Annotated in this window: 26 protein-coding genes; 16 read left to right on the forward strand and 10 right to left on the reverse strand. The window is 61.4% G+C overall.

All coding sequences use genetic code 11. From position 1 onward, the window contains the following. Window positions 1–26: 26 nt before the first annotated feature. Complete coding sequence (locus tag EB235_RS16445; protein ID WP_051429609.1) at window positions 27–572, forward strand: NADAR family protein; 546 nt, start codon at window positions 27–29, stop codon at window positions 570–572. Between the two features lie 28 nt (window positions 573–600). On the opposite strand, the gene EB235_RS16450 is transcribed toward EB235_RS16445, so the two are convergent. Further along, a complete protein-coding gene (locus EB235_RS16450; RefSeq protein WP_027029961.1) occupies window positions 601–1,068 on the reverse strand; it encodes a hypothetical protein in 468 nt (155 codons plus the stop codon). Window positions 1,069–1,171: 103 nt separating this feature from the next. Here EB235_RS16450 and EB235_RS16455 point away from each other — a divergent pair, with 103 nt between their 5' ends. Both EB235_RS16455 and EB235_RS16460 read left to right on the forward strand, forming a co-directional pair. Continuing rightward, complete coding sequence (locus tag EB235_RS16455) at window positions 1,172–1,624, forward strand: GNAT family N-acetyltransferase (RefSeq protein WP_027029960.1); 453 nt, start codon at window positions 1,172–1,174, stop codon at window positions 1,622–1,624. Between the two features lie 169 nt (window positions 1,625–1,793). Next, a complete protein-coding gene (locus EB235_RS16460) occupies window positions 1,794–2,963 on the forward strand; it encodes a PLP-dependent aminotransferase family protein (protein ID WP_171878176.1) in 1,170 nt (389 codons plus the stop codon). A gap of 23 nt (window positions 2,964–2,986) precedes the next feature. Here the strand turns inward: EB235_RS16460 and EB235_RS16465 are convergent, their stop codons facing one another. Then, entirely contained in the window at window positions 2,987–3,241 is a 255-nt protein-coding gene (locus tag EB235_RS16465; protein WP_245268793.1) for a hypothetical protein, read from the reverse strand. A gap of 431 nt (window positions 3,242–3,672) precedes the next feature. Here EB235_RS16465 and EB235_RS16470 point away from each other — a divergent pair, with 431 nt between their 5' ends. The 5 genes from EB235_RS16470 (at window position 3,673) to EB235_RS16490 (ending at window position 8,046) form a co-directional block, all read left to right on the forward strand. Beyond that, a complete protein-coding gene (locus tag EB235_RS16470; protein WP_027029957.1) occupies window positions 3,673–4,188 on the forward strand; it encodes a hypothetical protein in 516 nt (171 codons plus the stop codon). A 100-nt stretch (window positions 4,189–4,288) separates the two neighbouring features. Next, window positions 4,289–4,906 (forward strand): C39 family peptidase, encoded by a 618-nt coding sequence (locus EB235_RS16475; RefSeq protein ID WP_027029956.1) that lies wholly within the window; start codon window positions 4,289–4,291, stop codon window positions 4,904–4,906. A gap of 15 nt (window positions 4,907–4,921) precedes the next feature. Continuing rightward, window positions 4,922–5,995, forward strand: coding sequence for a D-alanine--D-alanine ligase family protein (locus EB235_RS16480; RefSeq protein ID WP_027029955.1), 1,074 nt, complete (start codon window positions 4,922–4,924; stop codon window positions 5,993–5,995). A 192-nt stretch (window positions 5,996–6,187) separates the two neighbouring features. Then, a complete protein-coding gene (locus EB235_RS35280; RefSeq protein ID WP_080680768.1) occupies window positions 6,188–6,694 on the forward strand; it encodes a helix-turn-helix transcriptional regulator in 507 nt (168 codons plus the stop codon). Beyond that, the gene (locus EB235_RS16490; protein WP_027029953.1) at window positions 6,694–8,046 is read left to right on the forward strand and encodes a HipA domain-containing protein; all 1,353 of its coding nucleotides are present in this window, start codon (window positions 6,694–6,696) and stop codon (window positions 8,044–8,046) included. Before EB235_RS35280 ends, EB235_RS16490 begins: the two co-directional genes overlap by 1 nt. 38 nt (window positions 8,047–8,084) lie before the next feature. Here EB235_RS16490 and EB235_RS16495 read toward each other — a convergent pair whose 3' ends face one another. From EB235_RS16495 to EB235_RS16505, 3 genes are all read right to left on the reverse strand, one after another. After that, window positions 8,085–9,032, reverse strand: coding sequence for an oxidoreductase (locus EB235_RS16495; RefSeq protein WP_027029952.1), 948 nt, complete (start codon window positions 9,030–9,032; stop codon window positions 8,085–8,087). Beyond that, window positions 9,029–9,898 (reverse strand): SDR family NAD(P)-dependent oxidoreductase, encoded by an 870-nt coding sequence (locus EB235_RS16500; RefSeq protein WP_027029951.1) that lies wholly within the window; start codon window positions 9,896–9,898, stop codon window positions 9,029–9,031. Before EB235_RS16500 ends, EB235_RS16495 begins: the two co-directional genes overlap by 4 nt. 117 nt (window positions 9,899–10,015) lie before the next feature. Further along, complete coding sequence (locus EB235_RS16505; RefSeq protein ID WP_027029950.1) at window positions 10,016–10,585, reverse strand: TetR/AcrR family transcriptional regulator; 570 nt, start codon at window positions 10,583–10,585, stop codon at window positions 10,016–10,018. Between the two features lie 197 nt (window positions 10,586–10,782). Here EB235_RS16505 and EB235_RS16510 point away from each other — a divergent pair, with 197 nt between their 5' ends. From EB235_RS16510 to EB235_RS16525, 4 genes are all read left to right on the forward strand, one after another. Continuing rightward, window positions 10,783–12,732, forward strand: a complete 1,950-nt coding sequence (locus EB235_RS16510; RefSeq protein WP_027029949.1) for an AI-2E family transporter — start codon at window positions 10,783–10,785, stop codon at window positions 12,730–12,732. 105 nt (window positions 12,733–12,837) lie between these two features. Continuing rightward, complete coding sequence (locus EB235_RS16515; RefSeq protein WP_051429608.1) at window positions 12,838–13,959, forward strand: hypothetical protein; 1,122 nt, start codon at window positions 12,838–12,840, stop codon at window positions 13,957–13,959. Between the two features lie 321 nt (window positions 13,960–14,280). After that, window positions 14,281–15,114, forward strand: coding sequence for an SGNH/GDSL hydrolase family protein (locus EB235_RS16520; RefSeq protein ID WP_027029948.1), 834 nt, complete (start codon window positions 14,281–14,283; stop codon window positions 15,112–15,114). After that, window positions 15,111–15,962 carry an NAD(P)H-binding protein gene (locus EB235_RS16525; protein WP_027029947.1) on the forward strand — a complete coding sequence of 284 codons (852 nt, stop codon included), beginning with the start codon at window positions 15,111–15,113 and terminating at the stop codon, window positions 15,960–15,962. The genes EB235_RS16520 and EB235_RS16525 overlap by 4 nt, the downstream gene beginning before the upstream one ends. Window positions 15,963–15,979: 17 nt before the next feature. On the opposite strand, the gene EB235_RS16530 is transcribed toward EB235_RS16525, so the two are convergent. From EB235_RS16530 to EB235_RS16550, 5 genes are all read right to left on the reverse strand, one after another. Next, window positions 15,980–16,585, reverse strand: coding sequence for a TetR/AcrR family transcriptional regulator (locus EB235_RS16530; protein WP_051429607.1), 606 nt, complete (start codon window positions 16,583–16,585; stop codon window positions 15,980–15,982). Window positions 16,586–16,722: 137 nt separating this feature from the next. Next, a complete protein-coding gene (locus EB235_RS16535) occupies window positions 16,723–16,890 on the reverse strand; it encodes an SDR family oxidoreductase (protein ID WP_080680766.1) in 168 nt (55 codons plus the stop codon). A gap of 122 nt (window positions 16,891–17,012) precedes the next feature. Further along, entirely contained in the window at window positions 17,013–17,492 is a 480-nt protein-coding gene (locus tag EB235_RS16540) for a hypothetical protein (protein ID WP_051429606.1), read from the reverse strand. Window positions 17,493–17,565: 73 nt separating this feature from the next. Continuing rightward, window positions 17,566–18,030 carry an Hsp20 family protein gene (locus EB235_RS16545; RefSeq protein WP_027029946.1) on the reverse strand — a complete coding sequence of 155 codons (465 nt, stop codon included), beginning with the start codon at window positions 18,028–18,030 and terminating at the stop codon, window positions 17,566–17,568. 282 nt (window positions 18,031–18,312) lie between these two features. Further along, window positions 18,313–20,031 (reverse strand): putative bifunctional diguanylate cyclase/phosphodiesterase, encoded by a 1,719-nt coding sequence (locus EB235_RS16550; protein WP_051429605.1) that lies wholly within the window; start codon window positions 20,029–20,031, stop codon window positions 18,313–18,315. Window positions 20,032–20,216: 185 nt separating this feature from the next. Between EB235_RS16550 and EB235_RS34595 the strand changes: the two genes are divergently transcribed. From EB235_RS34595 to EB235_RS16570, 4 genes are all read left to right on the forward strand, one after another. Next, window positions 20,217–21,068, forward strand: coding sequence for an MEDS domain-containing protein (locus EB235_RS34595; RefSeq protein WP_208603621.1), 852 nt, complete (start codon window positions 20,217–20,219; stop codon window positions 21,066–21,068). A gap of 221 nt (window positions 21,069–21,289) precedes the next feature. Further along, window positions 21,290–21,820: a dihydrofolate reductase family protein gene (locus EB235_RS16560; RefSeq protein ID WP_027029945.1), complete on the forward strand. Its 531-nt coding sequence runs from the start codon at window positions 21,290–21,292 to the stop codon at window positions 21,818–21,820. A gap of 752 nt (window positions 21,821–22,572) precedes the next feature. Then, window positions 22,573–23,382, forward strand: a complete 810-nt coding sequence (locus EB235_RS16565; protein WP_155256333.1) for a hypothetical protein — start codon at window positions 22,573–22,575, stop codon at window positions 23,380–23,382. Between the two features lie 51 nt (window positions 23,383–23,433). After that, the gene (locus EB235_RS16570; RefSeq protein WP_167334856.1) at window positions 23,434–25,962 is read left to right on the forward strand and encodes a patatin-like phospholipase family protein; all 2,529 of its coding nucleotides are present in this window, start codon (window positions 23,434–23,436) and stop codon (window positions 25,960–25,962) included. Window positions 25,963–25,966 lie beyond the last annotated feature (4 nt).

The following is a 25,966-nucleotide window of genomic DNA, read 5'->3' on the forward strand; positions in this document are numbered from 1 at the left end:
CCAGCCGGCTCTGTTCTGTCGCGCCCATGATCTACGATCGCTCGACACTCGAAGATGCCTTCCGGGCAAAGTCCCGGCTCAAGTTTCTGTTCTTCTGGGGACATCAGCCCTCCAGGGATGGCAGCATCACCGCGTCCTGCTTCAGCCAGTGGTGGCCGGCCCGGTTCACCGTAGCTGGCCGCAGCTATCCAACCGCTGAACACTGGATGATGGCTGAGAAGGCGCGGCTGTTCGGCGACGACGATACGGCGGCGCAGATCCTGCAGGCGGGAAGCCCCAAGCAGGCAAAACAGTTCGGCCGGCAAGTGCGCGGCTTCGACGAAGCCAGATGGGACGCCGAGAAGCGGCGCATCGTTGGCGAGGGAAGCTTTGAGAAGTTCCGGCAGCATGCGACCTTGCGAGACTATCTGCTTTCGACCGGTGAGCAGATCCTGGTCGAGGCAAGCCCGATGGATCGGGTGTGGGGCATCGGTCTCGCCGCCGACGACAAGAAGGCGGCAAACCCGCTTTTGTGGCGAGGCGAGAACCTGCTGGGGTTTGCGCTGATGCAGGCACGCGATCGGCTGCGTTGAAGCTGGCTCCCGCCAGCTACGTTGCATTTCAAGCAAAGGGCCTGAAGGCTCTGGTGAATGGCAACCCGTTGAATGTGTGGGTACAGCAGGAACAGGATGGCTCCATATCCTCGACCCGCAAGTCGGGATCGACGCGCGCAAGGCGGTTGTCACCGTCGACATAGAGGCCGCTGTAGTAGGAACTTTCGCCGACCCTGATGAACGGCTTCCTTTCGGCCTCGCTGCGCGCGACCATCCAGAAGATCGGGTCGGCGCGGTCCAGGCGTGCCACCGCCTCGCTGTAGACCGCGGCCCAGTCGTCGCCGAGACGCGACAGCAGGAATTTGAATAGCGGCGTGTAATCCAGACCACGGTGGTGTCCGCCATGCATCGAACCCCGGTTGGTCCGGTCTTCGCGGCCTGTGTTTCTCGACCATCTGTACTCGCCGCCACGGTCATGAAGAACCAGGCGGGTTCGGGTGTTCACTTTGCGGTAGAGCGGTTTCTTGGCATGCATGCCGGCCCTCTTGTGAGATGGTGGGACGGGCATGATCGCAGCCGATCGCGTCCGGCTCAAGTGGCACGTTGCCCCGGCTGGCGCCTCGCGCTATCTCGGCACCATGATCACCTTCCGCAAGGCGCAAGCCTCCGACCTGCCAGCCATCGTCGCCATGCTGGCCGACGATCCGCTCGGTGCCGCCCGCGAGGACACCTCCTTGCCGCTGGGGCAAGGCTATGTCGATGCCTTCGGCGCCATCGATGCGGACCCCAACCAGTTGCTGGCGGTGGCCGTGGATGGCGGCGAGGTGATCGGCACGTTGCAGATCACCTTCCTTGCCGGGCTATCGCGCAAGGGTGCCTGGCGCGGGCAGATCGAAGCGGTTCGGGTCGCCGGCCATCGGCGCTCGGGCGGCATTGGCCGGTTGATGTTCGAATGGGCGATCGATCAATGTCGGGCGCGTGGCTGCAGCCTTGTCCAACTGACCACCGACAAGGGGCGGGCGGATGCGCACCGTTTCTATGAGAGCCTTGGCTTCACCGGCAGCCATCTCGGTTACAAGAAGAGCCTCTAGATACAACTCCGTTCCCGCTCAGTGGCAACTGGCGTATAGCGGAAGGCTTTCAGGCACTATTCAAATTGCCTGACAAAGCGGATATAGGTCAGCCAGGTTGACCTATATAGATCGACTGGGGAGGCGTGACTTGACCCTTTTGAACCTCTTGGCTTCGCGCTCGTCGCGCATGAAAGCCTCCGAAATCCGCGAACTGCTGAAGCTGCTCGACCAGCCGGACATCATTTCGTTCGCCGGTGGTATTCCCGATCCGGCGCTGTTTCCGGCCGAGGCGATCCGCGATGCCTATGCCGAGGTGCTGGGTGGAGCCGAGGCGGGGGCGGCGCTGCAGTACCAGGTTTCGGAAGGCTACCTGCCGCTGCGGCGGTGGTTGGCCGGGCAGATGGGCAAGCTCGGTGTCGCCTGCGATGAGGGCAACATCTTCATCACCTCAGGCTCGCAGCAGGCGCTGGATTATCTGGGCAAACTGTTCCTGTCGCCAGGCGACACCGCACTGGTGACATGGCCGACCTATCTCGGCGCGCTGCAGGCCTTCAACGCCTATGAGCCGCGCTATGACCGGCTGCGGCCCGAAGGCGGCAACATGACGCCCGATGCCTATCGCGCTGCGGCTGCTTCCAATGGAGGCAAGGTCAAGTTCGCCTATCTGGTGCCCGATTTCGCCAACCCGACCGGCAACACGCTGGATAAAAAACAGCGCGAAGCGGTGCTCGACCTTGCCGGCGAACTCGACATCGCCGTCATCGAGGACGCCGCCTATCGGGCGCTGCGCTATGACGGCGAAGGCGTGCCGCCGATCCTGGCGCTCGACTGTGCGCGCTCCGGCGGCATCGACAAGGCGCGCACGCTCTATTGCGGCTCGTTCTCGAAAATCGTGTCGCCGGGCATGCGCGTCGGCTGGGTCTGCGCGCCGCGCCACGTGGTGGAAAAACTGGTGCTGATGAAGCAGGCGTCCGACCTGCACAGCCCGTCGATCAACCAACTGGTCATGCACCGCGTCGCCGAAGCCGTGTTCGACGGCCAGGTCGACAAGCTGATCGGCGCTTATCGCGAGCGCCGCGACGGCCTGCTCGCGGCACTTGAGGCAAACATGCCGGAGGGTGTGACCTGGAGCCGCCCGGAAGGCGGCATGTTCGTCTGGGCGACGCTGCCGGAAGGGGCTGACGCCACCGAACTCCTGGCACGCTCGGTGAAGGAGGCGCGCGTCGCCTTCGTGCCCGGCAAGGCCTTCTATGCCGACGGCACCGGGCGCAACACGCTGCGGCTGTCCTTCACGCTGGCCGACCGCCGCGCGGTGACCGAGGGCATTCCACGGCTGGCGGCGCTGCTGAAGGGGTAAGGCCGGCGCCGGGGCCGGTGTCCCTATGCCGCCACGTTCAAGAGCTGCCTGAGATTGGAAAGCCTGACGCGCGCCAACTCGCGTAGCGATTTCTGGGACCCTTCCTCACCGGTCTCGACAACGAAGACCAATGTCTTGAAGTCGAGCATGAACTCGTCGATGGCTGTGGCAACTTCCTGCGATTTGCCCTTGAACCGGCGCAGCAAGGCGTTCGCTTCGTCGATGTCATCGCCGCCGGCGCTATCGAGCAGTGCTTCGAGCCTCTGAAAACTGTCCAATTCAAGTCCTCCCGACCGCGCCACAAAACTCGGTCGGCAGTGGAAGGTTCCGGTGCGACGCGGTCCCGCGAACAGAAATCGCTGCCAACGTTTGGATTCTACCGAGCCGCCGGCATTCTTTTGTTTCGGGTGGAACCTCTGCGGTCAAGAAAGGTTATCGTTGCGTCTGATCCCCCGTCAGACATCTGAAAGCTGGAAATCAGCTTTCCCAAAGCCCGCCGGATCCCCCTCCCGGCGGGCTTTCGTTTGCAAGGTGAGACCCCGGCGGCCGGACTTTGCGGTGCATGGTGCGTTGCGTTGCCAGATTGGTGGCGCCAATGCTAACCGTTCAAATGGCGGCGAGAATCGGCAACGAGGCAACGCGCGCCAAAAATTGCTCAATAGAACTCCCGAACCGAGATCCATTACCTTATCGTCGAGGACTATTTTTCATGCAAAACTCAATCAGGGCGATCTGTGCTTCCGCGCTTCTACTTGCGGCCGGGGCCACGGGTCTGCCCGGCATATCATCTGTTGCTTATATTTCCTCGGCGCAGGCTCAGGAGGAGTATCTTCCGACCGAGAAGGACTTTTTCGGCAAATGGAAACTGAGCGGCTCGGCCATCCGGCAGCCGCGCGACATGACCGATGCGCCGACGCCGGAACAGGAAGCGGCGGCCACCGAGTTCCAGCAGACGCTGACGGCGTTTTACGGCGCGTTCGACTATCTTGAGATCACCGCGGACGGCCGCTACAATTTCCACCAGCCGGGCGACCCGACATCGGGGCCTTGCGTCTGGTGCGGAACCTGGTCCTTCAAAAAGAGCTCGCTATGGCTCGAGCTCGAAACGGCGCCGAGGCTCGACATCTACGCCAAGGACGGCGATATGCAGATGACCTACACGGTCGAACCCTACGAAAAATCGAAATACGCCTGGCAGGTCTTCGGCTGGACGAAGGCCGAGTAGGCGGGGCCACGGCACCATCAAATTTCGACGGGCTTAAGCCACTTTTCATCAATCTCGTATTCTCGTATACGAGATTGATGTGAGCAGCCCGAGGCGTTCTATGAACCCGTTGCCTGAAACCGTGCCGTTTTTCAGCCAGTGGGAGACGCCCGACATGACGCTGGCTGTGCTCGCCGACGGCGCCGATGTCGCGCTCCGATGCGATCCGCTGTGGCGAGGGTCGGGCGCGGAAACGCTCGACGAATACGCGGTCTGGGCCGCCAACGTCTGCGGCATGGCGTGCCTGAAAATGATCCTCGCCACACGTGGCGAGATCGTGCCGACGATCGAACTGGCCAGGCGCTGCACTGGCTATGGCGGCTATGTCGTCAATGAAGGTTCGATCAAGGGCCTGATCTACGCGCCCTTCGTCACCTTCGTGAAGGCGGAATTCGGCCTGGAGGCGCAGGTGATGACTGATGTCGCGACAGCGGACATTCCGGCGATCCTGGAGCGGTCCCGGTTCTTCATCGCTTCGGTCAGCAGCGCGATCCGCTGGCCCGAGCGCGCGCCGCCGTCCAAGGGCGGCCATCTGGTGCTGGTGACGGCGGCGTCGGATGAGGGTTTGCGCTTCCACAATCCCTCCGGCCACAACAGCGCCACACAGGCCAACGCAGTGTTGGCGCCAGCCGATTTCGATCGTTTCTTTGCCAATCGCGGTATTGCCGTCACCGTTTGATTTCGAGGGGTTTCAATGACTGAAAAAACAAGGGTAGCCATCCTCTATGGCGGGCGCTCGGCCGAGCATGACGTGTCGCGGCTGTCGGCCGCCAATGTGCTTATAGCGATCGACCGGACGCGCTATGAGGTGGTGCCGATCGCCATCACCAGGGATGGCAGATGGCTGCTGCAAAAGTCGTCCGAGGCTGGCGGCGACGGGGCAGGGGCGCCGGTATCCGGAGATGGCATCGAGGTCGCCTTGCTGCCCGGCGGCAAGGGCCGGCTGGTGGCTGTCACCAGGGGTGGCCAACAGCCTGACCCCGTCGATGTCGTCTTTCCCGTGCTGCACGGGCCGTTCGGCGAGGACGGTTCGGTGCAGGGCTATGCCGAGGTTGCCGATGTCGCCTATGTCGGCTGCGGCATCCTGGCGTCGGCCGCCGCCATGGACAAGGATGCGGCCAAGCGGCTGATGCGCGAGGCCGGCCTTGCCGTTGCCCGCTCGGTCACCTTGCGACGCGGCGAGCCCGTTGCCTTCGAGGATATCGCGGCACGGCTCGGCCTGCCGGTCTTCGTCAAGCCGGCGCGCCAGGGTTCGTCCTTCGGGGTCAGCAAGGCTGCCGACAGCGCCGGTTTCGCCACAGCCGTCGAGGCGGCGTTCCGGCACGACAGCAAGTTGCTGGTGGAGGAATTCGTCGCCGGCCGCGAGATCGAGTGCTCGGTGCTGGAGCGGGGTGATGGCTCGCTGACGGTGTCGCCGCCCGGGGAGATCATCCCGGCCGGCAAGCATGGTTTCTACACCTATGAGGCGAAGTATCTCGACGCCGACGGTGCCGTGGTCAAAGTGCCCGCCGATGTTCCGGCTGAAATCGTTTCCGAGACCAAGGCGATGGCCACGCAGGCTTTCCGGGCACTCGGCTGCGAGGCCATGGCGCGCGTCGACTTCTTCCTGCGCGCCGACGGTTCGCTGCTGGTCAACGAGGTCAATACGCTGCCCGGCTTCACCGACATTTCCATGTACGCCAAGGCGCTGGCAGCGATCGGCATAGGCTACAGCCAAGTCATCGACGTGCTGATCGAGCACGCACTGGCGAGGTATGGGGCGCGGTGATCCGACAAGCCAGTCTCAAACGCGCGCGACAGAAGTCTGCTCCCGTCCGGGAACAGAGCGCTCTGTGTAGTGCGTTCTTTTATGGCATGCTACCGTACGGTATCTGATTTGTGTTATCTGATCCCGGCCGGGAGCAATCCTGCTTGAATTTCGCTCTCCGACTTGCTATGTTCCCGTTCGGGATCAAAAAATATGCAGAAAACCACCATGCCCATACCGACGATGGCGCCGCCGAGCGCGATAGAAATCGCGCGCCGCGCCGCGCGATCCGGAAACGCCGATATCGGCACGCCGAGTGGCTTTGCCGAACATGGCGGCGTGCCGCTGGTGCCGGTTCCAGGCGGGCGAGATGTTGTCGTCCCTGTGAAAGGGGTGGAGATCAAGGCCTTTTCGCCGGATGTTCGGGTAACGCTGCCGCGCATGCTCGAATCCGATGCAAAGGAGCAGGCAACGACGCCAATCAGAACCAAGGGGGCCGAGGCCGAACTCACCACCATCGGATCGCCGGCCGATCTCGGCCGGCTGGTGCGCAAGGTGCGTGAGGGGCGGGGGCTTTCGCAACAGGAATTCGCCGATCTCGCCGGCGTCGGCAGGCGTTTCCTGTCCGAGCTTGAGAACGGCAAGCCGACGCTGGAATTGGGCAAGGTGCTGAAGGTCGCCAATGCCGCCGGCATCGCGCTTCTCGCCAGGGAACGTTGATGGACGCGCTGTCGCTCGATGTCCGGCTCGACGGGTTCGTCGAGCCGATCGGCGTCCTGGCGCGGGACAGCAATGGCGCGGTCGCCTATGCCTACCGGTCGGACTATGTCACCAGTCCCGATGCAGTCGCCTTGTCACTGTCGCTGCCGTTGACCGACGAGCCCTATGGCGACGTTGCGGCCCGGCCGTTCTTCGACAATCTGCTGCAGGAGCGTGACGCGGCACTGGCCGACATCATGGCCCGCGAGGGTCTCGCCCGCGACGACATTGCCGGTCTGTTGTTCCATCTCGGCAAGGACTGCGCCGGCGCCCTGTCTGTGCTGCCTGCGGGTGCGCCTTCAGTCAAGCTGCCCGGTGATTATGGCCGTGACTACATACCGGTCGGAGGGGAGCGGATGGAGCAGATCGTCGATGCGCTGCATCGCCGTCGTCGCCTGCCGGATGGCACTGCCGATCCGTCTCCGCTGGCCGGGGTGCAAAGCAAGATCGCGCTGACCATGCTGCCCGACGGCTCCTTTGGCGAACCACGACCAGGTTCGGGCGCGCCGACCACGCACATATTGAAGGTTCCCGATCAGGGGCATCTGCACGATGCCCGCGATGAGGCCGAGGCGCTCTCGCTGTCGCGAGCGCTTGGCTTCGAGACGACTGACGCCGTGGTCGTGCCGTTCGACGCGGTCGGAGCTCTTCTGATCACCCGCTTCGACCGCGCGCGTACCCGCGACGGCCGGATCGTGCGTATCCATCAGGAGGACTTCGCCCAGGCACTCGGCTTCCCGGCGGCGCTGAAATACGAACGGCGTGGTACGCCCGGCCGGCGCTTCGACGCGCCGGCCATTCGCCGTGTGCTGGAGGCGACAGCGGATCCGTCGGATGCCAAGGAGATATTCGTCAGAGCCACCCTGTTCGACCTGATGATCGGCAATACCGATGGCCACGCCAAGAATTTCGCGCTGTATCACGAGGCACGAGGGCGCATCCGAATGGCACCACGCTATGACCTCCTGCCGACGCGACTCGACGCCAACCTGACCGATGAGCTTGCCTACAGGATCGGTTCGGCGGACCGACTGGAAGCAATTTCCGCCGACGACTTTTCAGCCTTCCTGCAGGCGCTCGGCATCGATAGTGCCGCCGCGCGCAAGCGTATGCGGGCGGGCTATACGGCCGATATAGGAGGGTCGTTGGCGCAGCAGCTCGCCGGCCTCGACAAGCGAAACATGAAGCGCTTCGCCGATCTCATCGCATCGAACATCGCGACGCTGACCGCGGCGTTTGGGGTTGGCACACCGGCGGCGGTCGGGCAGCGCGACGCGTTTCTCGACCGGGCCGGGGGCTGGCTGATGAGCTGAGCCGCGCTTGGCGCCGCGCGCCCGAGCAGGCGCTGCCGTCAAGCTCCGCCCGGCCACCTCACGCCGGTCAAATCCTGCGAGACATCCCAAAGCCGGGCAGCAACAGCGTTGTCTTGCGCGCGCTTGCCGATCCTTGCCTCGCCGACGGCGCCTTTCATTTCGAACAGGCCTTGCGGGCCGTAATAGCCGCCCGGTTTGGCATCGGGTGCGGTTGCGGCGAACAACGTCGGCAGCGCACCCTCGGCGGCAGATTGGGATATAACCGGCGCCAGCAGCACGCCAAGCCAATCGAATGGCGATGACCCGCCTGCGCGGCCGAGGCGCGGGCCGCTGGTCTGCAGGTCGGTGAGGGCGTAGCCGGGATGCGCTGCATTGCTCAGCAGGCCCCAGTCCTTGGCATCGCTGCGGCGCTGCAGTTCGAAGGCAAACAGGATCATGGCAAGCTTGGACTGGGCGTAGGCGGCCCAGGGCCTGTAGCGCTTTTGCCATTGCAGGTCATCGAAATGGATCGCCGCCTGGATGCGATGGGCGCCGCTGCTGAGATTGACGACGCGCGTTTGCCGACCCTTGCGCAGCATCGGCAGCAGGCGCCCGGTCAAGGCGAAGTGGCCGAGATAGTTGGTGCCGAACTGCAGTTCGAAACCGTCGATGGTTTCATGGCGGGTCGGCGGGGTCATCACGCCGGCATTGTTGACCAGCAGGTCGATGGCGTTCCAGTCGCCGGCGAGCCTATCGGCGAAGGCTTCGACCGAGGCGAGGTCGGCAAGGTCGAGATGGGCATAGCGAACAGCGGCACCGGGGACGGCCGCTCGGACCCGGGCCAGCGCATCCCGGCCCTTGGCTTCGTTGCGTCCGGTCATCAGCACGTCGGCGCCGGCCTTGGCCAGCGCCAGCGCGGTCTCGTAGCCGAGACCGCCGGTCGCGCCAGTGATGACCGCCTTGCGTCCCTGCTGGGGCGGGATGTCATGCGTTGTCCAGGCGCTCATGATTGCGCCTCCTGGGAAAGGAACGACAGGTCGACACCCTCGATGTCGATGGAGGTGCTGACCGGCACCCATTCCTTCGCCGCTTGCTGGCGTGCTGCTTCCGCCTGGCCAAAAACATGTAAGGCGTCGCTGCCGAGTATCAGGTGGGCGGGCAAGGTATCACGCGTGGCGAGATCGACGACGACATCGGCAACCTTGCGCGGGTCGCCGATGGCATTGCCGACATAGGCCTTGAGCATGCCGAGCACCGCGCCGACGGTTGGCTCATAATCGGGCAGCAAGGCCGGCGCGTTGGCCAGGGCGGTGGCTCCCCAGTCGGTGCGCATGCCGCCGGGTTCGACCGAGATGACCTTGACGCCGAAGGGGGCGAGTTCCAGCGCCAGGACCTCGGTGAAGCCGCCCACCGCCCATTTTGCCGCCTGGTAGGCGCTCAGCCCCGCCGTGCCGACGCGCCCGCCGACCGAGGAGATGTTGATAATATGGCCCGAGCGCTGGGAACGCATGGCGGGAATAGCGGCGCGGGCGAGGTTGACGACGCCGTAGAAATTGGTGTCGATCTGCGCCCGGAAATCCGCCGCTTCGGTCTGCTCGAAGGGGCTGATATGGCCGAAGCCGGCATTGTTGACGAGCACATCGAGGCGGCCGAACGTCTTGATCGCGAAGTCGACGGAGGCCTGCGCGGCGGCGGGGTCGGTGACATCAAGCGCAAAGCCGCGCAGCTGCCCAGGGTAGCGGACTTCGAGATCGGCCAGGCGACCGGTATCGCGGGCCGTCGCCACGACGCTGTTGCCGGCGGCAAGAGCCGCTTCAGTGATATCGCGCCCGAGTCCGCGGGCGCTGCCGGTAATCAACCAGACTTTCGACATTGTGTTTCCTTTCAGAGAGTTGATAGATAAAAGAGTGATTAGGCACTCATTTATTTCGGTTGGTTTGGCCTTGAATTGCGGTGGTGATGGTTTGTCCTTGTCGGGGAGGGCCGAATCTTACTTCGAGATACCGTTCCAGAAGAAGCCAAAGCCGGCCTGCTTATAGTGCTCGCGTCGTTGCGGGTCGCGGGCGATGAATTCGAGCGTCGTCTCCGCCAGCGCCTCGAAAATGCCGCCGGCAAAGGTCATCGAGCAGCCCTTCAGCGCGCCGTCGGCAAGGCTTTCCTCGATCATCCCGCTAATGTCGGCGAACGCGGCGTTGCCCTGCTGCTTGCTTTGTTCGGTAATCCGCTCGGAGACGCCGAGCTGGCGCATGGCCTTGTGCTTCATCGGGAATTTCGCGCCCCAGTCGATGAAATTGTCCCAGACATGGCGGTTGCGCTCGCGCACGCTGGCTGTCGCGGGATAGGATGTCAGCAGGGCTTTGCCGAGATCGGTCTTGATCTCGAGATAGAGCTGGTTGAGCAGCTCATCCTTGCTGGCGAAATAGTTGAAGAGCGTGCCTTCGGAGAGGCCGGCATCCCGGGCGATCTTTGCCGTGGCCGCGCCCGTGCCAAGCGTCGCCACCAGGGCGGTGGCCGATGCCAGGATTGCGTCGCGCTTTTCTTCGCTAAGGGGACGGGCCATGTTGAAACCAACTTGAGTGAGCGGTCACTCATTTATTGAGGCGTGCACGAAATGTCAAGGGGTCGCGGAGCCATCCAGCCTGTTGCCCGTTGTTGTCGGCGCCTTGCATTCGGCAAAGGTTGCGCGCCGGCTTAATATGCCTGACGATGGCCGTCGGCAGGGGGAGACAGCAAATAGTGGTCAATCGTCGAAACGACATGGCGTCAGCGCCTCAGGCGCTGGACGATATTCTTTCGGCCGCCGGGCCGCACCCGCGAACCTCATTGCCCAATGTGGCGACCACCGTCACGACGGTGGCGGCGCTGTATTTCGGGCGTGAGGTTTTCCTGCCGATCGCTATCGCGCTGCTTTTGACTTTCGCGCTCGCGCCGCTTGTTTCGGCGCTCAAACGGATCGGCATTCCCCGGATTGCCGCCGTCATCGCCAGCGTGCTCGCGGCTTTCGCGGCCCTTGCCCTGTTCTCCTTCATCGTCGCCTCGCAGGTCAGCGAACTGGCGCAGAACATACCGACCTACCAGACCAACATCCTGGAAAAGATCCGTTCGCTCAAGGAAACCGGGGTCGGGGGCGGATTCATTGCCAGATTGAGCAGCGTGGTCGAGCGTGTCGGCCAGGAGATCGACAAGCAGGACGCCACGGTGCCGGCCGCCACCCCCGACAAGCCGCCGCGCGAGCCGGTGCCGGTCGAGATCGTGTCGCGAGAGAGACCGCTCGAAGTCCTGCAGAACATAGTCGGCCCGCTGATCAGCCCGCTCGGATCGGCAGGGCTGATCATCATCGTCGTCATCTTCATGCTGCTCGAGCGCGAGGATTTGCGCGACCGCTTCATCCGGCTTGTCGGCTACGGCGACCTTCACCGCACCACCGAGGCGCTTCGCGATGCGGGAAAAAGGGTCGGCCGCTACCTCCTCATGCAATTGGTGGTCAACATCGTCTACGCCATACCGATTGCGATCGGGCTGTGGATCCTCGGCATTCCCAATGCGCTGCTGTGGGGGCTGTTGGCGCTGGCGCTGCGTTTTGTCCCCTATATCGGGCCGGCCATCGGCATGCTCTTGCCGCTGTTCCTGGCGCTGGCCGTGGCGCCCGGCTGGTCGCTTGTGCTATGGACAGCCGCCTTGTTCGTGGTGATGGAACTGGTCACTGGCAACGTCATCGAACCCTGGCTTTACGGTTCGCGAACCGGGCTGTCGCCGCTGGCGATCATCGTCGCGGCGATCTTCTGGACATGGCTGTGGGGGCCGCTCGGGCTGGTGCTGTCGACGCCGCTCACCGTCTGCCTGGTGGTGCTGGGCAGGCACGTGCCGCAGTTCGAGTTCCTCGACGTGCTGTTCGGCAACGAGCCTGTGCTGGAACCGCATGCGCGCCTCTATCAGCGGCTTCTGGCCGGCGATCCGGACGAGGCCACCGACCATGCCGAGGAGATGCTGGAAGAAAAATATCTGGTCGAATTTTACGACAAGGTCGCCATTCCGGCGCTTCTGCTGGGCGAGCGCGACCGTGTGCGCGGCGTCATGGGCGACCTGCAAAGACGACAGGTGGCGGCCAGCGCACTCGCGCTGGTGGCCAACCTCGACGACGACGCGCAGGAGGAAGCCGACGAGGACGATGCACCTGATGTGGCCGTAGAAGGCGGCGACCACGCCGAGGCCGCCGACGAGGACGAAGTCGACCTGCCCGACGGCACCGGAATATCGGTGCTTTGCGCCGGCGGGCGAGGCGAACTCGACGATGCCGCCGCCGCGATGTTGGCGCAGGTGCTGCACGTCCAGGGCGCGACCGCGTCGAAGGCAGGCTTTGCCGACATGGAGCCTTCAAGCATCCGCGGCCTTGAGCTCGGAACCATCGACACCGTGGTGGTCGGCTTCCTGAACCGCGATTCCGTCAAGCACGCGCGCTTCCTGGTGCGCCGGCTGAAGCGGGCGAAGCCCGCACTGCGGGTGGGTATCGTGTTCTGGTCGGAGACCGGCAACGACGACAGGCAAGCGGCTGACAAGCTGGCCCATGACATGAACGCCGACTTCGTCGCGCATGGCATGGTCGACGCCGTGACGGGCGCGCTGTCGAAGGAGCAGGCGGTGGCGTTGAAGCTTGTTGCAAAACGGCGCCGGCCAAGGGCTGCGCCGAGGAAGGCAGCGGCGGGTTAGCAGACGCGCCGGCGCGGCTCACTAGCCGCTCGAGCGCCAGCAGCGTATGCTGCAAGACGGCCGCAACACCCTGCGGCTGATACTTTTCGTTCCGGGAGCCGGGGGATGCGAACGAGCGACCATTGCGCACCGGTACTGCTGTTTTTCGCCCTCGGGCTCGCGGGCACGATGTCGGGCTGTTCGGGCGGACCGCCGCCGCCGGTGACTTTCACCTTGTCGGACCTTGGCACGCTCGACGGAACCGAAAGCTATGCCTGCGCGGTCAATGACGGCGGCCAGGTCGTCGGCTACGCCACGACGAAGGACAATGGTTCCGACGCGGCGGGGTCGTCGCCACCGGGCACAAGTCCGAACGTTCATACCGTCAAGTGGGCCGGGAAAGCCATTGTGGACCTCGGTGCGATGGGCGGAGCCCCCGGTTGTTCCCAGGGGATCAACGAGGCCGGGCAGGTGGTCGGCTTTGCGCGTGCCGCGGGCACATCCGATGTGCATGCAACGCTTTGGAACGGCACGGTCCTGACCGACCTCGGCACCGTCGCCGGCCACAACAGCAGCGCCGCGGGCATCAATGCCAAGGGAGAGGTGGCCGGAGATTCGACAATCGGTGACACGCGCCTCGAACACGCCGCGTTATGGAGCGGCGGCGCCGCGACCGACCTCGGAACCCTCGGTGGACGCACCAGCACCGCCACCGCCATCAACGACAGCGGGTGGGTGGTCGGGTTTGCCGACGTGACCGGCGACTTCAAGGTCCATGCGGCGCTCTGGAAAGGAGGGGTTCCAACCGACCTCGGCACTCTTTCCGGTGGCGACTACAGCTTTGCCATGGCCATCAACAATCGCGGCGTGGTTGCAGGCGATTCCATGCTCTACGCCAATACGGAAACCCATGCGACCGTGTGGATCGATTCGAAAATCGTCGATCTGCGTGCGCTCGGCGGCGAGTTCAGCATGGCGCTCGGGATCAACGATGCGGGGCTTGTGGTCGGAAACGCGGCGCTCAAGGGCAATTCCCCAACTCACGCCGCCCTGTGGATCGGGACGGCGGTCTACGACCTCAACGATATGCTGGACTCCAGCGGTCGCGGCTGGACGCTCTTCGAAGCGCGAGACATCAATTCGAGCGGCCAGATCGTCGGCGGTGGCCGTGCGCCGTCTGGAGAGCCGCACGGATTTCTGCTGACGCCGACAAAACCCATTCCGCTCCCAGCGAAAGACAAGCCGTAGAACACGGCCCCGCTTTGTCGACCATCGCCATGCCGCGCTCGCAGCTGGGCCAGAGACTTTTCCCGGTGCGGGCATCCGGCCAGCGCAGCCATTCCGGCGGCGTCGAGCTTCGCCAGTTTTTCACTCTCGGCGGAGATCGTGTCGAACCAGGCGCCGAACCGTGACAGATGCTTTCCCAGGCGGTTCCTGAATCTGAAGAGGGTTCTGGAAGCCGCAAAATTCTAGAGAAATTTCAATAATTTAATGAACCGGCAACGCGAGTAGCGACGTTCCGAAGGTACGACTATTCTTCGCCTCCTTCAGACGGATGCGAGGTGAACCATGTCGGACGAGCAAGTGCGCTGGCTTTTGAAGGTCATCCAGCCCGAGCGGAGCTTGGCCTCTCTGCCTGGAGGCGCCAGCCTTGGCCCGAAAGTCCATGCCGGGCTCCTCGGTCTCCCGGTTGAGATCTACGCGACCGAACTTGGCCGCATGCAACAGGAGGCCTCGGAAGCGGCCGGCGCATTGCTTGCCGACGAGGCCGTGGCATCGATGGTCGATCGCCTTCCCCTGCGCAAAGGGGCCAAGGTCGTGGCGTTCGGCGACAGCTTGACGTCCGATCCCCAATCCTGGGCGGTAATCCTGAGGGAAGTGCTGGCGAAGCGCCGCGGCACCGACGGGATCTCGTTGACCATCAGCGCAGTCGCAGGCGAGACGACCACGCACGGTCTCGTGCGGGTCGCGGGTATGATCAATTCCCGGCCCGACTGGATCCTCTTCCTCGTCGGTACGAATGACGCCCGCACGCAGGGCCCGCGCCCCACCAAGACACTCGTCCATCATGAGGAGACCGCGCGCAACATTGCCGAGCTGCGTCAGCGCGTTTCCGGAGAGACCACGGCGAACTGCGTCTGGATTACGCCGCCCGCGGTCAATGAAGCGCAGGTGGCGGCGCATCCAGGCCTGGCCAGGTTCGGGGTTTGGTTCCGCAACGAAGACCTGGAGCGAGTGGCCAAGATCGTCCGCGAGAGCGACGGGGCGGTTGTCGACGCCCACTCAACGCTGGGGAGCCCGCCGCACTTTGACCTGCTGGTGGGCGACGGTCTGCATTTCACTCTGGCGGGCCAGAAGCGAATGGCACTCGAGGTGATCCGTGGCTGGAGCAGGCTCAAGTGAAACATCTCGTCATCGGCGCGACGGGAAACATCGGCTCGCGGGTAACCCGGCGCTTCATTGACTCCAGAGCACGCCCATCGGTCTTCGTGCGCAGCGCGAAGAGGGCCAGAGCGCTTTTCGGCGACCATGTCGATATCCATACCGGAGACCTCGAAAAGCCAGGCCCCTCCCTGACTGCCGCGCTGGCCGGGGTCGATGGCATATTCCTCCTGACTGATGGATCGGACCTCGAGAAACGGGATCGCGCAATCTCCTTCGCTGCCCGCCACGCAGGCGTCGGCCACGTGGTCAAGCTCTCTACGTTGGACGTGCGAACCGGGATCGGCACGGGTCCGTGGCATGCACGCGGCGAGGATGCTATTCGGGGAAGCGGGGTGGCGTTCACGTTCATTCAGGCAGCCGGGTTCATGTCCAATGCGCTCGGTTGGTCGGAGTCCATCCGCCGCGAGGGTGTGCTGCGCTCTTCCACGGGTGGAGGCAAGATCGCGTTCATCCATCCAGACGACATCGCTGCCGTCGCCACGGCCGCACTGACCTCGCGCGACTACGACGGCCAGGCACTGGTGATCACCGGCCCCAGGGCGCTGTCGTATGGGGAGATGGCGGCCACGATAGGCAGAGCCATCGGCAAGCCCGTCGGCTTCGAGGAAATATCCGACCGGCAGGCCTACACCAGCGCCGTCGAATGGGCCGGGAGAGGTCCCTACGTCGATGCCCTTGTGGACATCTGGCGCGCGGTGCGCGAGGGCCGACTTGACACCGTCACGGACGGGGTAAAACGAGTAACCGGGCGGGAACCAATCCCGTTTGCTCAGTGGGCCGCCGAGAACGCCGCGTCGTTTCAGTAGTGCAAGGCCGAGGTGCTCTAAAAAGAATTCACGTAGACCAGCACGGTACGGATCGTCTCGCTCATGGCGCCATCACGCGATAGCGCGCGCGCCGGGTGGACCGTCCCGTGCACGAGCGATTCCACCATGCTCGGAAGGACAAAAAGCATTCGCTGCGTCTGGTCGGGGCTGTATCGATTCTGGTCGGTTTGTGACAGCACCCGCCCGAAGGTGTGATGCAGCGCGTTCTTGAAGCCGAGAGCGCCCTCCGGAACAGCGGACGAAACAATCTCGTGCAGTTCGCCAGCTTCTGCGTGCACATTCACCAGACCGCGGACGAGCTCGCGCGTGAATTCCTCCAGCGGAGCCGAGGCGCAGGCAGCAGTCGTCTGCCCGATGACCTGCCGTACATCGTCGACGTGCCGGTCATGAAGGGCGGTGAAGATTGCGCGCTTGTCGGGGAAGTACTGATACAGCGACCCGACGCTGACGCCGGCGGCCTCCGCGATGCGGTTCGTGGTAATGGCCCGGGTCCCGTGGCGTTTCACCACGAGTTGGACCGCCTCGAGCACGGCGTCCACGGTCTGCCGCGAGCGTTGCTGCTTCGGCTCGCGCCGCGTAAAGGTTCTTTCGAGCGTGGTCATGCTGCCTTGCTGTATGTCGTCGCCGTGCCGAACCCCGACACGGGACCGTAACAGCGACCACGCCTGCGGGCAACGCTCGCCAGGTCGTCGGACTGTCCCTGGGATACAGGCGAGCGTGCCGTTATCGCGGTCTGGGATCAGAACTGCGCCGCGCCCCCGTCGACGTCCAGTTCGATGCCGGTAATGTAGGCGCTTTCGTCGGATGCCAGGAAGAGAGGCGCCTTGCCAAGGTCCTCTGGGGTACCAAGGCGGCTGAGCGGGATCGTCTCGATGACGCCGGTGCACCGGCGGCTGGGAACTGCCAATCTTCAGGATACGGCCAACACGGTGACCTGAGCCCGTGAGGTGTTCATGCGCGCCAAAACCGATTGCGAACATCCAATGAAATAGCTTACAACTGATTGCATAACGCAATCTAGGCGATCCGTCAGGCATAAGCGGGCTCGCGCTCAACCATCATATACGCGCCACTTTGGCCCCCGCCGGGTACACGTGGCGATACCGCCGCCGGGGAAGGCGGCGGATCATCGTCGTCGTCCCTACCGGTAAAGCGCCGTCTGCGCGGCGATCCATTGATGCGCCGGCCGCGACGATCAAATGCCATCATCCATGGCATTGCCCAGCGCGAACGACCCTGGCCGGCGGAGCCGACTTGATCCAGCGCCTTCAGGCATCGCAAGATATCGTCGACAGGGACGATCTTGCCATTGTCCAGTTTGCGTAAGGTGGGGTGATTTTCGACGGCATGCGAATCCGATGCCCATGATGCGAGCAAGGCCCGCTTTTCGTCCAAACCCATGCGTGGATGCTTGAGCACATCGCTCGGACTGTCGAGAAGGCAAAAAAGACCCTCGAAACGTCCGATGCGCCGGTTTGCGGCGCGGAATGTTTCAGTCTGCTGATTCATCTCCAATCTCCGCAATCAAGGCCTCCCGACCGAAGCCGGGAGGCGACCGCAGTGTTCGTGTTGAAGTATCGCGTCAGGCAACCTTGCGCGGTTTCTCGACGTCCTGGATAATCTGCTTGCTGACGGCCATAGCGTCGCCAGGGCCGATGTTGATGCGGCGAGGCTTCAGTTCCTCGGGGATTTCCCGCACGATCTCGACGCTGAGCAAGCCATTCTCAAGGGACGCAGCCACCACCTTCATGTGGTCGGCCAGCTTGAACACGTGTCTGAAGTTGCGCAAGGCAAGGCCCTGATGCAGCACTTGACGCCCCTCCGTGTCGGTGGATTTCTGGCCGACAACCACAAGTTCCGGGCCATTCTGCGTCAACTCGACCTCGTCGGAACTGAAGCCGGCGATAGCCATGGCGATACGGTAGTCGTTTTCACCCGTCTTCTCGATATTGTAAGGCGGCCAGTCGGTCCTGGCGCTGTTTTCGAGCATGTCGAAAAGACGATCGAATCCGACGGTGGTTCGATAAAGCGAGTCAAAGGTTCTCATAGCCACATTCTCCTTGAAGCAACATGGGTACAAGGTGCGCCGCCCAGCGGCAGCGCCCGTCGTCGAGCCATACAGCCTCGACGGCGAACGATTTGGGAAGCTTCGCAAACGGCTTCAAGACCCCTGCGCAAAAAAATTCGAGCCTCTTGATGGCACGAAAAACCCGCTGCCGGGGGAGAGCAGCGAGGCGACTACGCCAGCTTGACCATATGCCTTCTTCAGCCGCGTCGCACGACCTCAAACCCACGCGAGGGTACCGCCCTGATGTGGTCGTGCGAGCCCTTAAACCAGCGGTTCAAATGTTGCTGCGTCAACAGGCCGACCGAACAGAAATCCTTGCCCGAAATCACAGTCCATGTCGCGCAACAGCGTGCGTTCCACCTCTGTCTCTATTCCCTCGGCGACGACGTGAAAGCCGAGTTCTCTGGAAATCCTGATGATCGACTCAATGATGACCCGCTTGGATCGGCTTTGCGCCAACCCTTTGACAAAACCGCGATCGATCTTGATCTCTGTTAGGGGGAAATCCTCGAGATAGCGCAGATTGGCATAGCCGGTTCCGAAGTCATCGATGGATAGGCCCACACCCAGTTCGCGCAGGTGTCTCATGATCGACAGCATTTCCGTGGAACTCTCGACCATCAAGCTCTCGGTCAGCTCCAGCTTGATCCATGCTGCATCAGCGCCGCTGGCCGCGAGCACGTCGGCGACAAATTTCGGCATGTCACGAAGTTTGAATTCGAGCGGCGAAACATTGAACGAGAAGCGTATTGGGACTTGTCGGTCCCTGTTCACACGCGAGACAAAGTCGGCGACGGTGCGAAGACCGCGGGCGCCAATGTCGAGTATGAGCCCCGTGTCTTCGGCATGGCCCACGAACTTGTCCGGCGACTGCACCCCAAACAGGCCATGGTGCCATCGCAACAGGGCCTCGGCGCCCACAATAGTTCCCGTGGCGAGGTCGACCTGCGGCTGGTAGTGAAAATCGAACTCGTCATGTTCCAGGGCCTGCTGCATTTCGCTGGTCATGCGCAGTCGGTTTCGGGCGCGCCTGTCGTCCTCGGAGCTGAATGCGCAAACATCGAGGAACGCAGATGCCTTCGACCGATGCAAGGCGGCACCGGCACGACGTACCAGCGTTATGGCGTCTGTCGTTTCGTTGCCAACGACATAGCCCATCGCGAAACGTATCCTGATCGTTGCGCCCGCAACGAGATATTGCGGCGCCAGGGACTGCCGGATCCTTTCGATTGTCGCTCGAGCCTCCTCGGCATGGGTTAGAGGCTGGGCAAGCGCAAACTCGTTGGATCCCGTGCGGCAGACCAATGCCGCGGCAGTGTTGGTCAGGCGTCGGGCAATCTGCATCAGCACCTGGTCGCCAACGTCATATCCGTAGCCTTCGTTGATGTCATGGAACCGGGCCATGTCGATCTTCGCGATCAGGATCGGCCGTCCGCTTTTGCCTAGCAGGATGTCGACGTCCTCGACGAAGGCATATCTGTTGAGCACACCGGTCAGCATGTCGGCGCGGGTGCTCTTGGCGATTTGGGCTGCGGCGGACCTGCTCGCCGTCACGTCCCGGACCAGTCCGATATAGTGCGTCGGCTCGCCACCAGCGATGCTTATGGCCGAGAGACGGAGTTCGTTCCAGAACCAGCTACCGTCCTTGCGGTAGTTCTTCAGGGTGACGGCAACATCCGCACGTCGGGCGATGGCGTCGCGAATGGACTGGATTTCGGGTTGAAGGCGATCACTGCCCTGCAGGAAACGGCAGTTTCTCCCGATCAGTTCGTCACTGGAATAGCCGGTGATGTTCTGGAAAGCGCTGTTGACGTAGACGAGCGCCATACCCTTTTCGCGCAGATCGCTGATGGCCAAGCCATCCCTCGATAGATCGGGCAGCCGGGCCGCGATCGCTTCCGGCACGCCTGAGAGGCGCGGGTTGGCGGCCGCAGTGGTGCGGATCAGATTACCGAACCCGGCCTTGAAAATCTCTGTCATGTTGGGGCCACGGCTGATAGTCTCTGGACATGCACGCCCCCATAAATGGCCAGCTGTCGCGCATATTCTACTGGCACGATCAACAGGTTCCGTAACGGAATGGTCGACGTAGCGTGGGCCGCCGTCGGCTGCGACTGACTTAGTGGCTCAGTGAAGTACTCGTGCACCCGGAAAGCGTCGTCGACATGAACGATGAGCCTGCCCACGCGCCCCGCAAGTCCGGCATCCGCGTCATGGGCGAAATATCCTGGGGCACACATATCTGCGTCTTCTACGAAGCGGAACAGGACCTGCTTGCCACAAACGCTTCCTATTTCGCGGCCGGCCTGGACGACAACGAATTCTGCATCTGGGCGGTCTCCGATCCGATCGACGCAGAAGCGGCGAAGGATGCATTGCGGCAATCCATCCCCGACATCGATGCACGCCTGTTGGCCGGCCAGATGGAGATGATCGCTGCCACGGATTGGTACCTTCCGGGCGGCGAGTTCGACATGCAGCACATTACTGGCGGCTGGAATGAGAAGCTGCGCGCGGCATTGGAACGGGGCTATGCCGGGATCAGAATCAGCGGTAACGCCTTCTGGATCGGGACCAGCCACTGGAAGGAGTTTTGCCAATATGAGCATGAACTCGACCGCTCACTGGCGGGTCAGAAGATGCTCGTGTTGTGCACGTATTCCCTGTCGAAAAGCAGGGCGGTGGATTTGCTCGATGTCGCGCGTGCCCATCAATTCACCATCACCCGGCGAAAGGGGGAATGGGAATTTCTAGAGACCCCGGAACTCCAGGCCGCCAAGCAGGAAATCAGGAAGCTGAATGGCGCACTGGATATCCTAGCGGACACCGGCCATGCCGCATTCACGGCCCGCGAGCGTGTCGTGCTCGCCCAGATCGTCAGGGGTTATTCGAGCAAGGAGATTGCCCGCACCTTGAAAATTGCCCCGCGAACGGTCGAGTTTCATAGGGCCAATCTGCTCAAGAAAACCAACGCACGAAGCACGGTCCACCTCTTGCACATGGTTCTTGGCGAGTAGCGCAAGTCCGGGTTGCTCTTGCGAGGGGAAGCTGGACTTTGTCGTCAACTGCAACTGCAACTGCAACTGCAACTGCAAAGGTCCGACTGCGGCTGCCGACACGGGGCGCAGCTCCATGCACGCCAAAACCAATTGCGAAGCTCAGGCGATATGGCTTATAACTGATTGCATAATGCAATCGGATTGCGCTCCGATATGACGCGAAAGGAAAGGGAGTGGACATGGCCAGGCTTGTCTTCGGGATGAACCAGTCGCTGGACGGCTATGTCGACCATACGGGATTCGCGCCAGGCCCTGCGCTGTTTCGCCACTTCATCGAGGAGGCGGAGCGGCAGGCGGGCAGTGTGTACGGTCGGCAAATTTATGAGATCATGCGTTACTGGGATGATGATCATGCTGAATGGGGTGCGGATGAGAACGCCTTCGCGGCGGCGTGGCGCAAGCAGCCGAAATGGGTCGTCTCGCGCACGTTGAAATCGGTCGGCCCCAACGCGCGGCTTGTCCAGGGTGATCTGGAGAGCGCGATCCGTGCGATCAAGGCAGAGCGCGACGGGGAGGTTGAAGTTGCCGGCCCGAACCTGGCGCGAAGCCTCACAGACCTTGGCCTGATCGACGAGTACCGGATCTACCTGCACCCCGTCGTGCTTGGTGGCGGCAAGCCATATTTCGCCGGACCCCGGCCGCCGCTGCGCCTCGTGGCTCATGATCGGATGGACGGGGATGTGATCAGGTTGACCTACGTTCCTGTTTGATCCCGCGACTGACCGGCGGGGCCGGATGTCCGGGACATACGAAAACGCTACCGGTCGACCATCGCCCTGCCGCGCTCGTTATAGCCGGGCCGGCGATTTTTCCTGGCGCGAGCGCCGCGTCCCGCGCCGTCATTTGGGCGGCGTCGAGCTTCAGCGCGGCGTTGAGTTTCTCCTCCAGATATTTTCTGCGCTTCGTGCCGGGGATCGGCACGATGTTAACAACGAAATTGGTGCCCTTGCCGAGCTAGCCGAGCCGGGGCGACCTGGCCTGATTTGACGCCGTAACGGGCGCGCTGTCGAAGTACCAGCCGGTGGTACTGAAGCTCGTCGCTAAACGGCGGCGGCCGCGCCGAAGAAAGTGCCGGCAGCTGGGAGTTAGGGACGCAACGCGAACACTCGAACGCCAGTTACTCAAAAGGCGAGGGGCCCCGCCTACAGCGAGGCAAGTCTGTGGCGGACAATAAAATTGTCCAAAAAATCTGCAATTACTTGAAAGAAATTGACTTGTTGATTTCTGTGTGTCTAATATTCGACTATATCGTGGAAATATGCGGAAAATGCAGTCTGCTTTAACGGTTTTGCGCGTGCGCGAGTGGAGGGCTCGCACATGCAAGCAACGATTACCGTCTCGCGCGGCGTCGTCTTAAAATCGTTATAGAACGGCTTTATTGGGAGAGGTTTATATACTAAGATGGCTTGCCAGTCTTCTGCTTGATTATCTAAGTATGTAAAGAAGCCACCAGGGGGTAATGATGATCCGGTCATTCTTGGCGACAACTGCCTTTGCCTTGCTTGCCTCAACAATCCTAGCGCTGGCGGATTGCCCAAGCATTCCTGGCGCTGCCAATCAACCTGATGGTGCATGGCTGTTTCTCACCACGGCAGGGTGGCGCGACGTGGCTAAGCTCAAATCGGTCTTCGCTGACGGAGCGACGCGCAGAGTGTCGTTTGCCTACATTGCCAATGACCGGACGAGCGGACTTTCGCGACGCGGGGTTGTCGTGGTCAAGAGTGGATTGGATGGTAAATCGTCAGCGCAAAGTGGCCCAGACGACGTGACACTCGAAAGAGGGGCGTCTCCGAAGATCGACAAATGCGAAATCTATCCAACATTCGCTTCCCCCAAGGTCGTCGGGGGACGATCGTATGATGACTACCATGATGGCGGATACAAAACGAAATACGATGCGACGCTTAAATCATTTCACGTCAAATATGCCTCCCGCTCTGGCTGCCGCTGGTCGAACGATGCTTCCGCAGATGCCTACTTTGCAGGGCGATGGACGAGCAATCGTTCTCAGTTTTCTTTTGATCCAACGATAGTGGCCAACGGCCAGCCGAGCCAATTTCTGGCAACCATATTTGGCGTCAGTCGCGCGTACGCTGGCAAGCCGATGGCCAAGCGTCGCGTGGAGTTGAGGCCGTATCGCGCTGACGAAACTGGCTTGGCATGCGTCTTGTTCGAACTAACACTCGAGCCCGGCAGCTTTGTTCGGGTAAACGATCTTGAGCGGGGTCGGAAGGTGCGCGCAAGCGAGTTGTCATGGCAATGGCCAGACTGACAATAGAGTACATTAGGTTTGGATCATAGCGGCGGCATCGGGGTGGGGTAGATGAGAGCAGCGGCGCCCGGATCGCCAATTCCGTCATTGCACTTGGATGAAGACGATATGCTCCGGGAGGAAATGGCGTACCTCTGGGGTGCATCGAAGCCCAATCTAACAGGCATAGCTCTTTCCGGAGGCGGAATTAGGTCTGGTATAGTCGCCCTAGGCGTGCTGCAGGTCTTCGCCTCAAGCGGGCTTCTCAAGCGTTTCGACTACGTATCGACCGTTTCCGGTGGCGGATACATAGGATCCGCTCTTTCGTGGTTTTGGTCCAATAAACGTGCCAGTGAAGAACGGCAACTGTCACAAACGCCAGTCCCTGACTTTGGCGCGGACTCTCATAATTTTCCCTATCAAGACGCAGATGACGGATCGCAGCCATCATCTGCCGCCGCGAAGAACCTCGAATTCCTTCGCAGACATGGCTCCTACCTCACGTCCGGTGACGGCATTGGATTTGCTGGTCTCATCGTTGCAGTGATCCGCACCATTATTTTGAGTTTGATTGTCTGGCTCCCAGTGCTTGTATTCATGTTCGGGATGATTGAATTTTTCGACCACGAAATAACACCCCAACCTGTCGCCGAGTCTCTATCAAGCTGCAATATACTATGGATCATCAATTTCGACGATTGCAGCAGCCCGACGGCGCTGAAAGTATTGAGTCTCCAGCCTTTCTATGCAGCCTTGATTGCTCTCGCCGTACTTCTGATAATTTTGTTTCTTCTGGGTCTCATCCTACTAGCTTTCCTCAGTCGCGTGCAGACGGACTCAACCATTCGTGCACGTTCTTGGTTGCGAACGGTTTCTAGGATTGTGATCCGTTGCACTCTCGCAGCCGCAGTTCTCGTCTATGTCGTTGTAAAATGGCGAAGCATCGACCAAATTCAGCCAATGATGGCGGCGTTTCTTCTTTTGATTGCTTTTACTTGTGGTGGAGTGTTCGCATGGGCGATTGGCGAAATGCTTGGCCCGGCTAACAGCGCGTACCATTTGCGGCGTGCGTTCGAAAAATGGTCCAGTTTTTTTCTTCCATTCGTTGTTACAATGATGTTTCTCGGGTCGCTGCCGATATTGACAGCAGGTCTGTCTGGTCCCGGACTTAGTTTATACAATTCCCTCGGTGGACTGATTTCGCTCTTAAGCGGCGTAGTCACAGCTCTGTACGGCTACTACCTAAAAGCAAAGAGCCTGCTTCCTGGGCTAGCCGGGCAAGTCCTTGCCCCTCTCGGCTCCGTCGTTTTTATTGCCGGCCTGCTGCTTGTTTCGCAGTTTGCCGCCCATGAACTGGTCAGTCCTGACAATCCTCCCGGCACCAGCTTTCCTGCCATCATCGCGATTTGTCTTTTTTTCATCGCTTTTGGCCTCGGTTGGAGAAGTAGCGTAAACGGCATTGGATTGCATCGGTTCTATCGCGACCGGCTAATGGAAACTTTTATGCCGATGCTGTCGGCTATAGAGACGGGCACCGCTCGAAAATCTGACGTTGCCGATATTCTTTCCATTAAAGATATCGATCAACCTGCCACGCAGGCTAGCAATGGACGCACGGAGCGAACTCGTCCTTACCATTTGGTCAATGCCCACGCAATTATGATCAACGATCCGGACGCGAAGGTGGCACTACGCGGCGGTGACAATTTTCTTATGTCGGCCCATTTGATCGGGTCGACCACGACCGGCTGGATTCGGACAACAGATTATCTTGACCGGTATGGTCCGCTCACCCTGGCAACGGCCATGGCGGCATCAGGGGCGGCCGCGAATGCCAATGCTGGCTATATCGGCACAGGCGTTACCCGGGAACGCTTTGTATCCGCGGCTATGGCACTGCTTAATATTCGCTTAGGGGTCTGGGTTGGTAATCCCGGTGCCATCACCCAATGGAATAGGAGATTTGCGAAATGGATCTGGACCGCAATGCCGACATATTTTCGCCCTGTGCTCACCTGCGGCATTTTTGGCGTCGGCAATCATAGCAGAGCCCCCTTCTTGGAGTTGTCCGACGGGGGGCATTTTGAGAATTTAGGCTTGTACGAACTCGTTCGGCGAAAGCTCAAACTGATTGTTGTGGTCGATGCGGAGGAGGATAGCTCAATTCATCTTCCTGCATTGGTGTCATCTATTAATCGTATTCGGGAAGATTTTGGAGCCTTCGTGAGCTTTGTAGATATGAAAGGCCCAGAATTACTTATTGGGCGGAATAGCGATAGCTATCCGAGCGGCGCTCTCCTAGCTCGCTCGCCTTACATCGTCGGAGAGATCACTTACAAGGACAACACAAAAGGCGCACTTATATATATGAAGGCTACCATGACTACCGGGCTGGATTTCACAACCGAGGGGTACAAAGCCTCGAATCCGGACTTCCCGCACCAGTCTACCACTGACCAATTCTTCGACCCAGACCAATTTGAAGCCTATCGCGACTTAGGAAAGAAGAGTTGCGCCCGTATGATTAAGCAACTCGATCTTGAAAACTACTTCTTAGAACCATCAATCTTGGTAAAGGCGTTTCGGTCCCTAACTCTGTAGCATT

It is taken from the genome of Mesorhizobium loti R88b (assembly GCF_013170845.1).
GTDB classification, from domain to species: Bacteria; Pseudomonadota; Alphaproteobacteria; order Rhizobiales; family Rhizobiaceae; genus Mesorhizobium; species Mesorhizobium loti_B.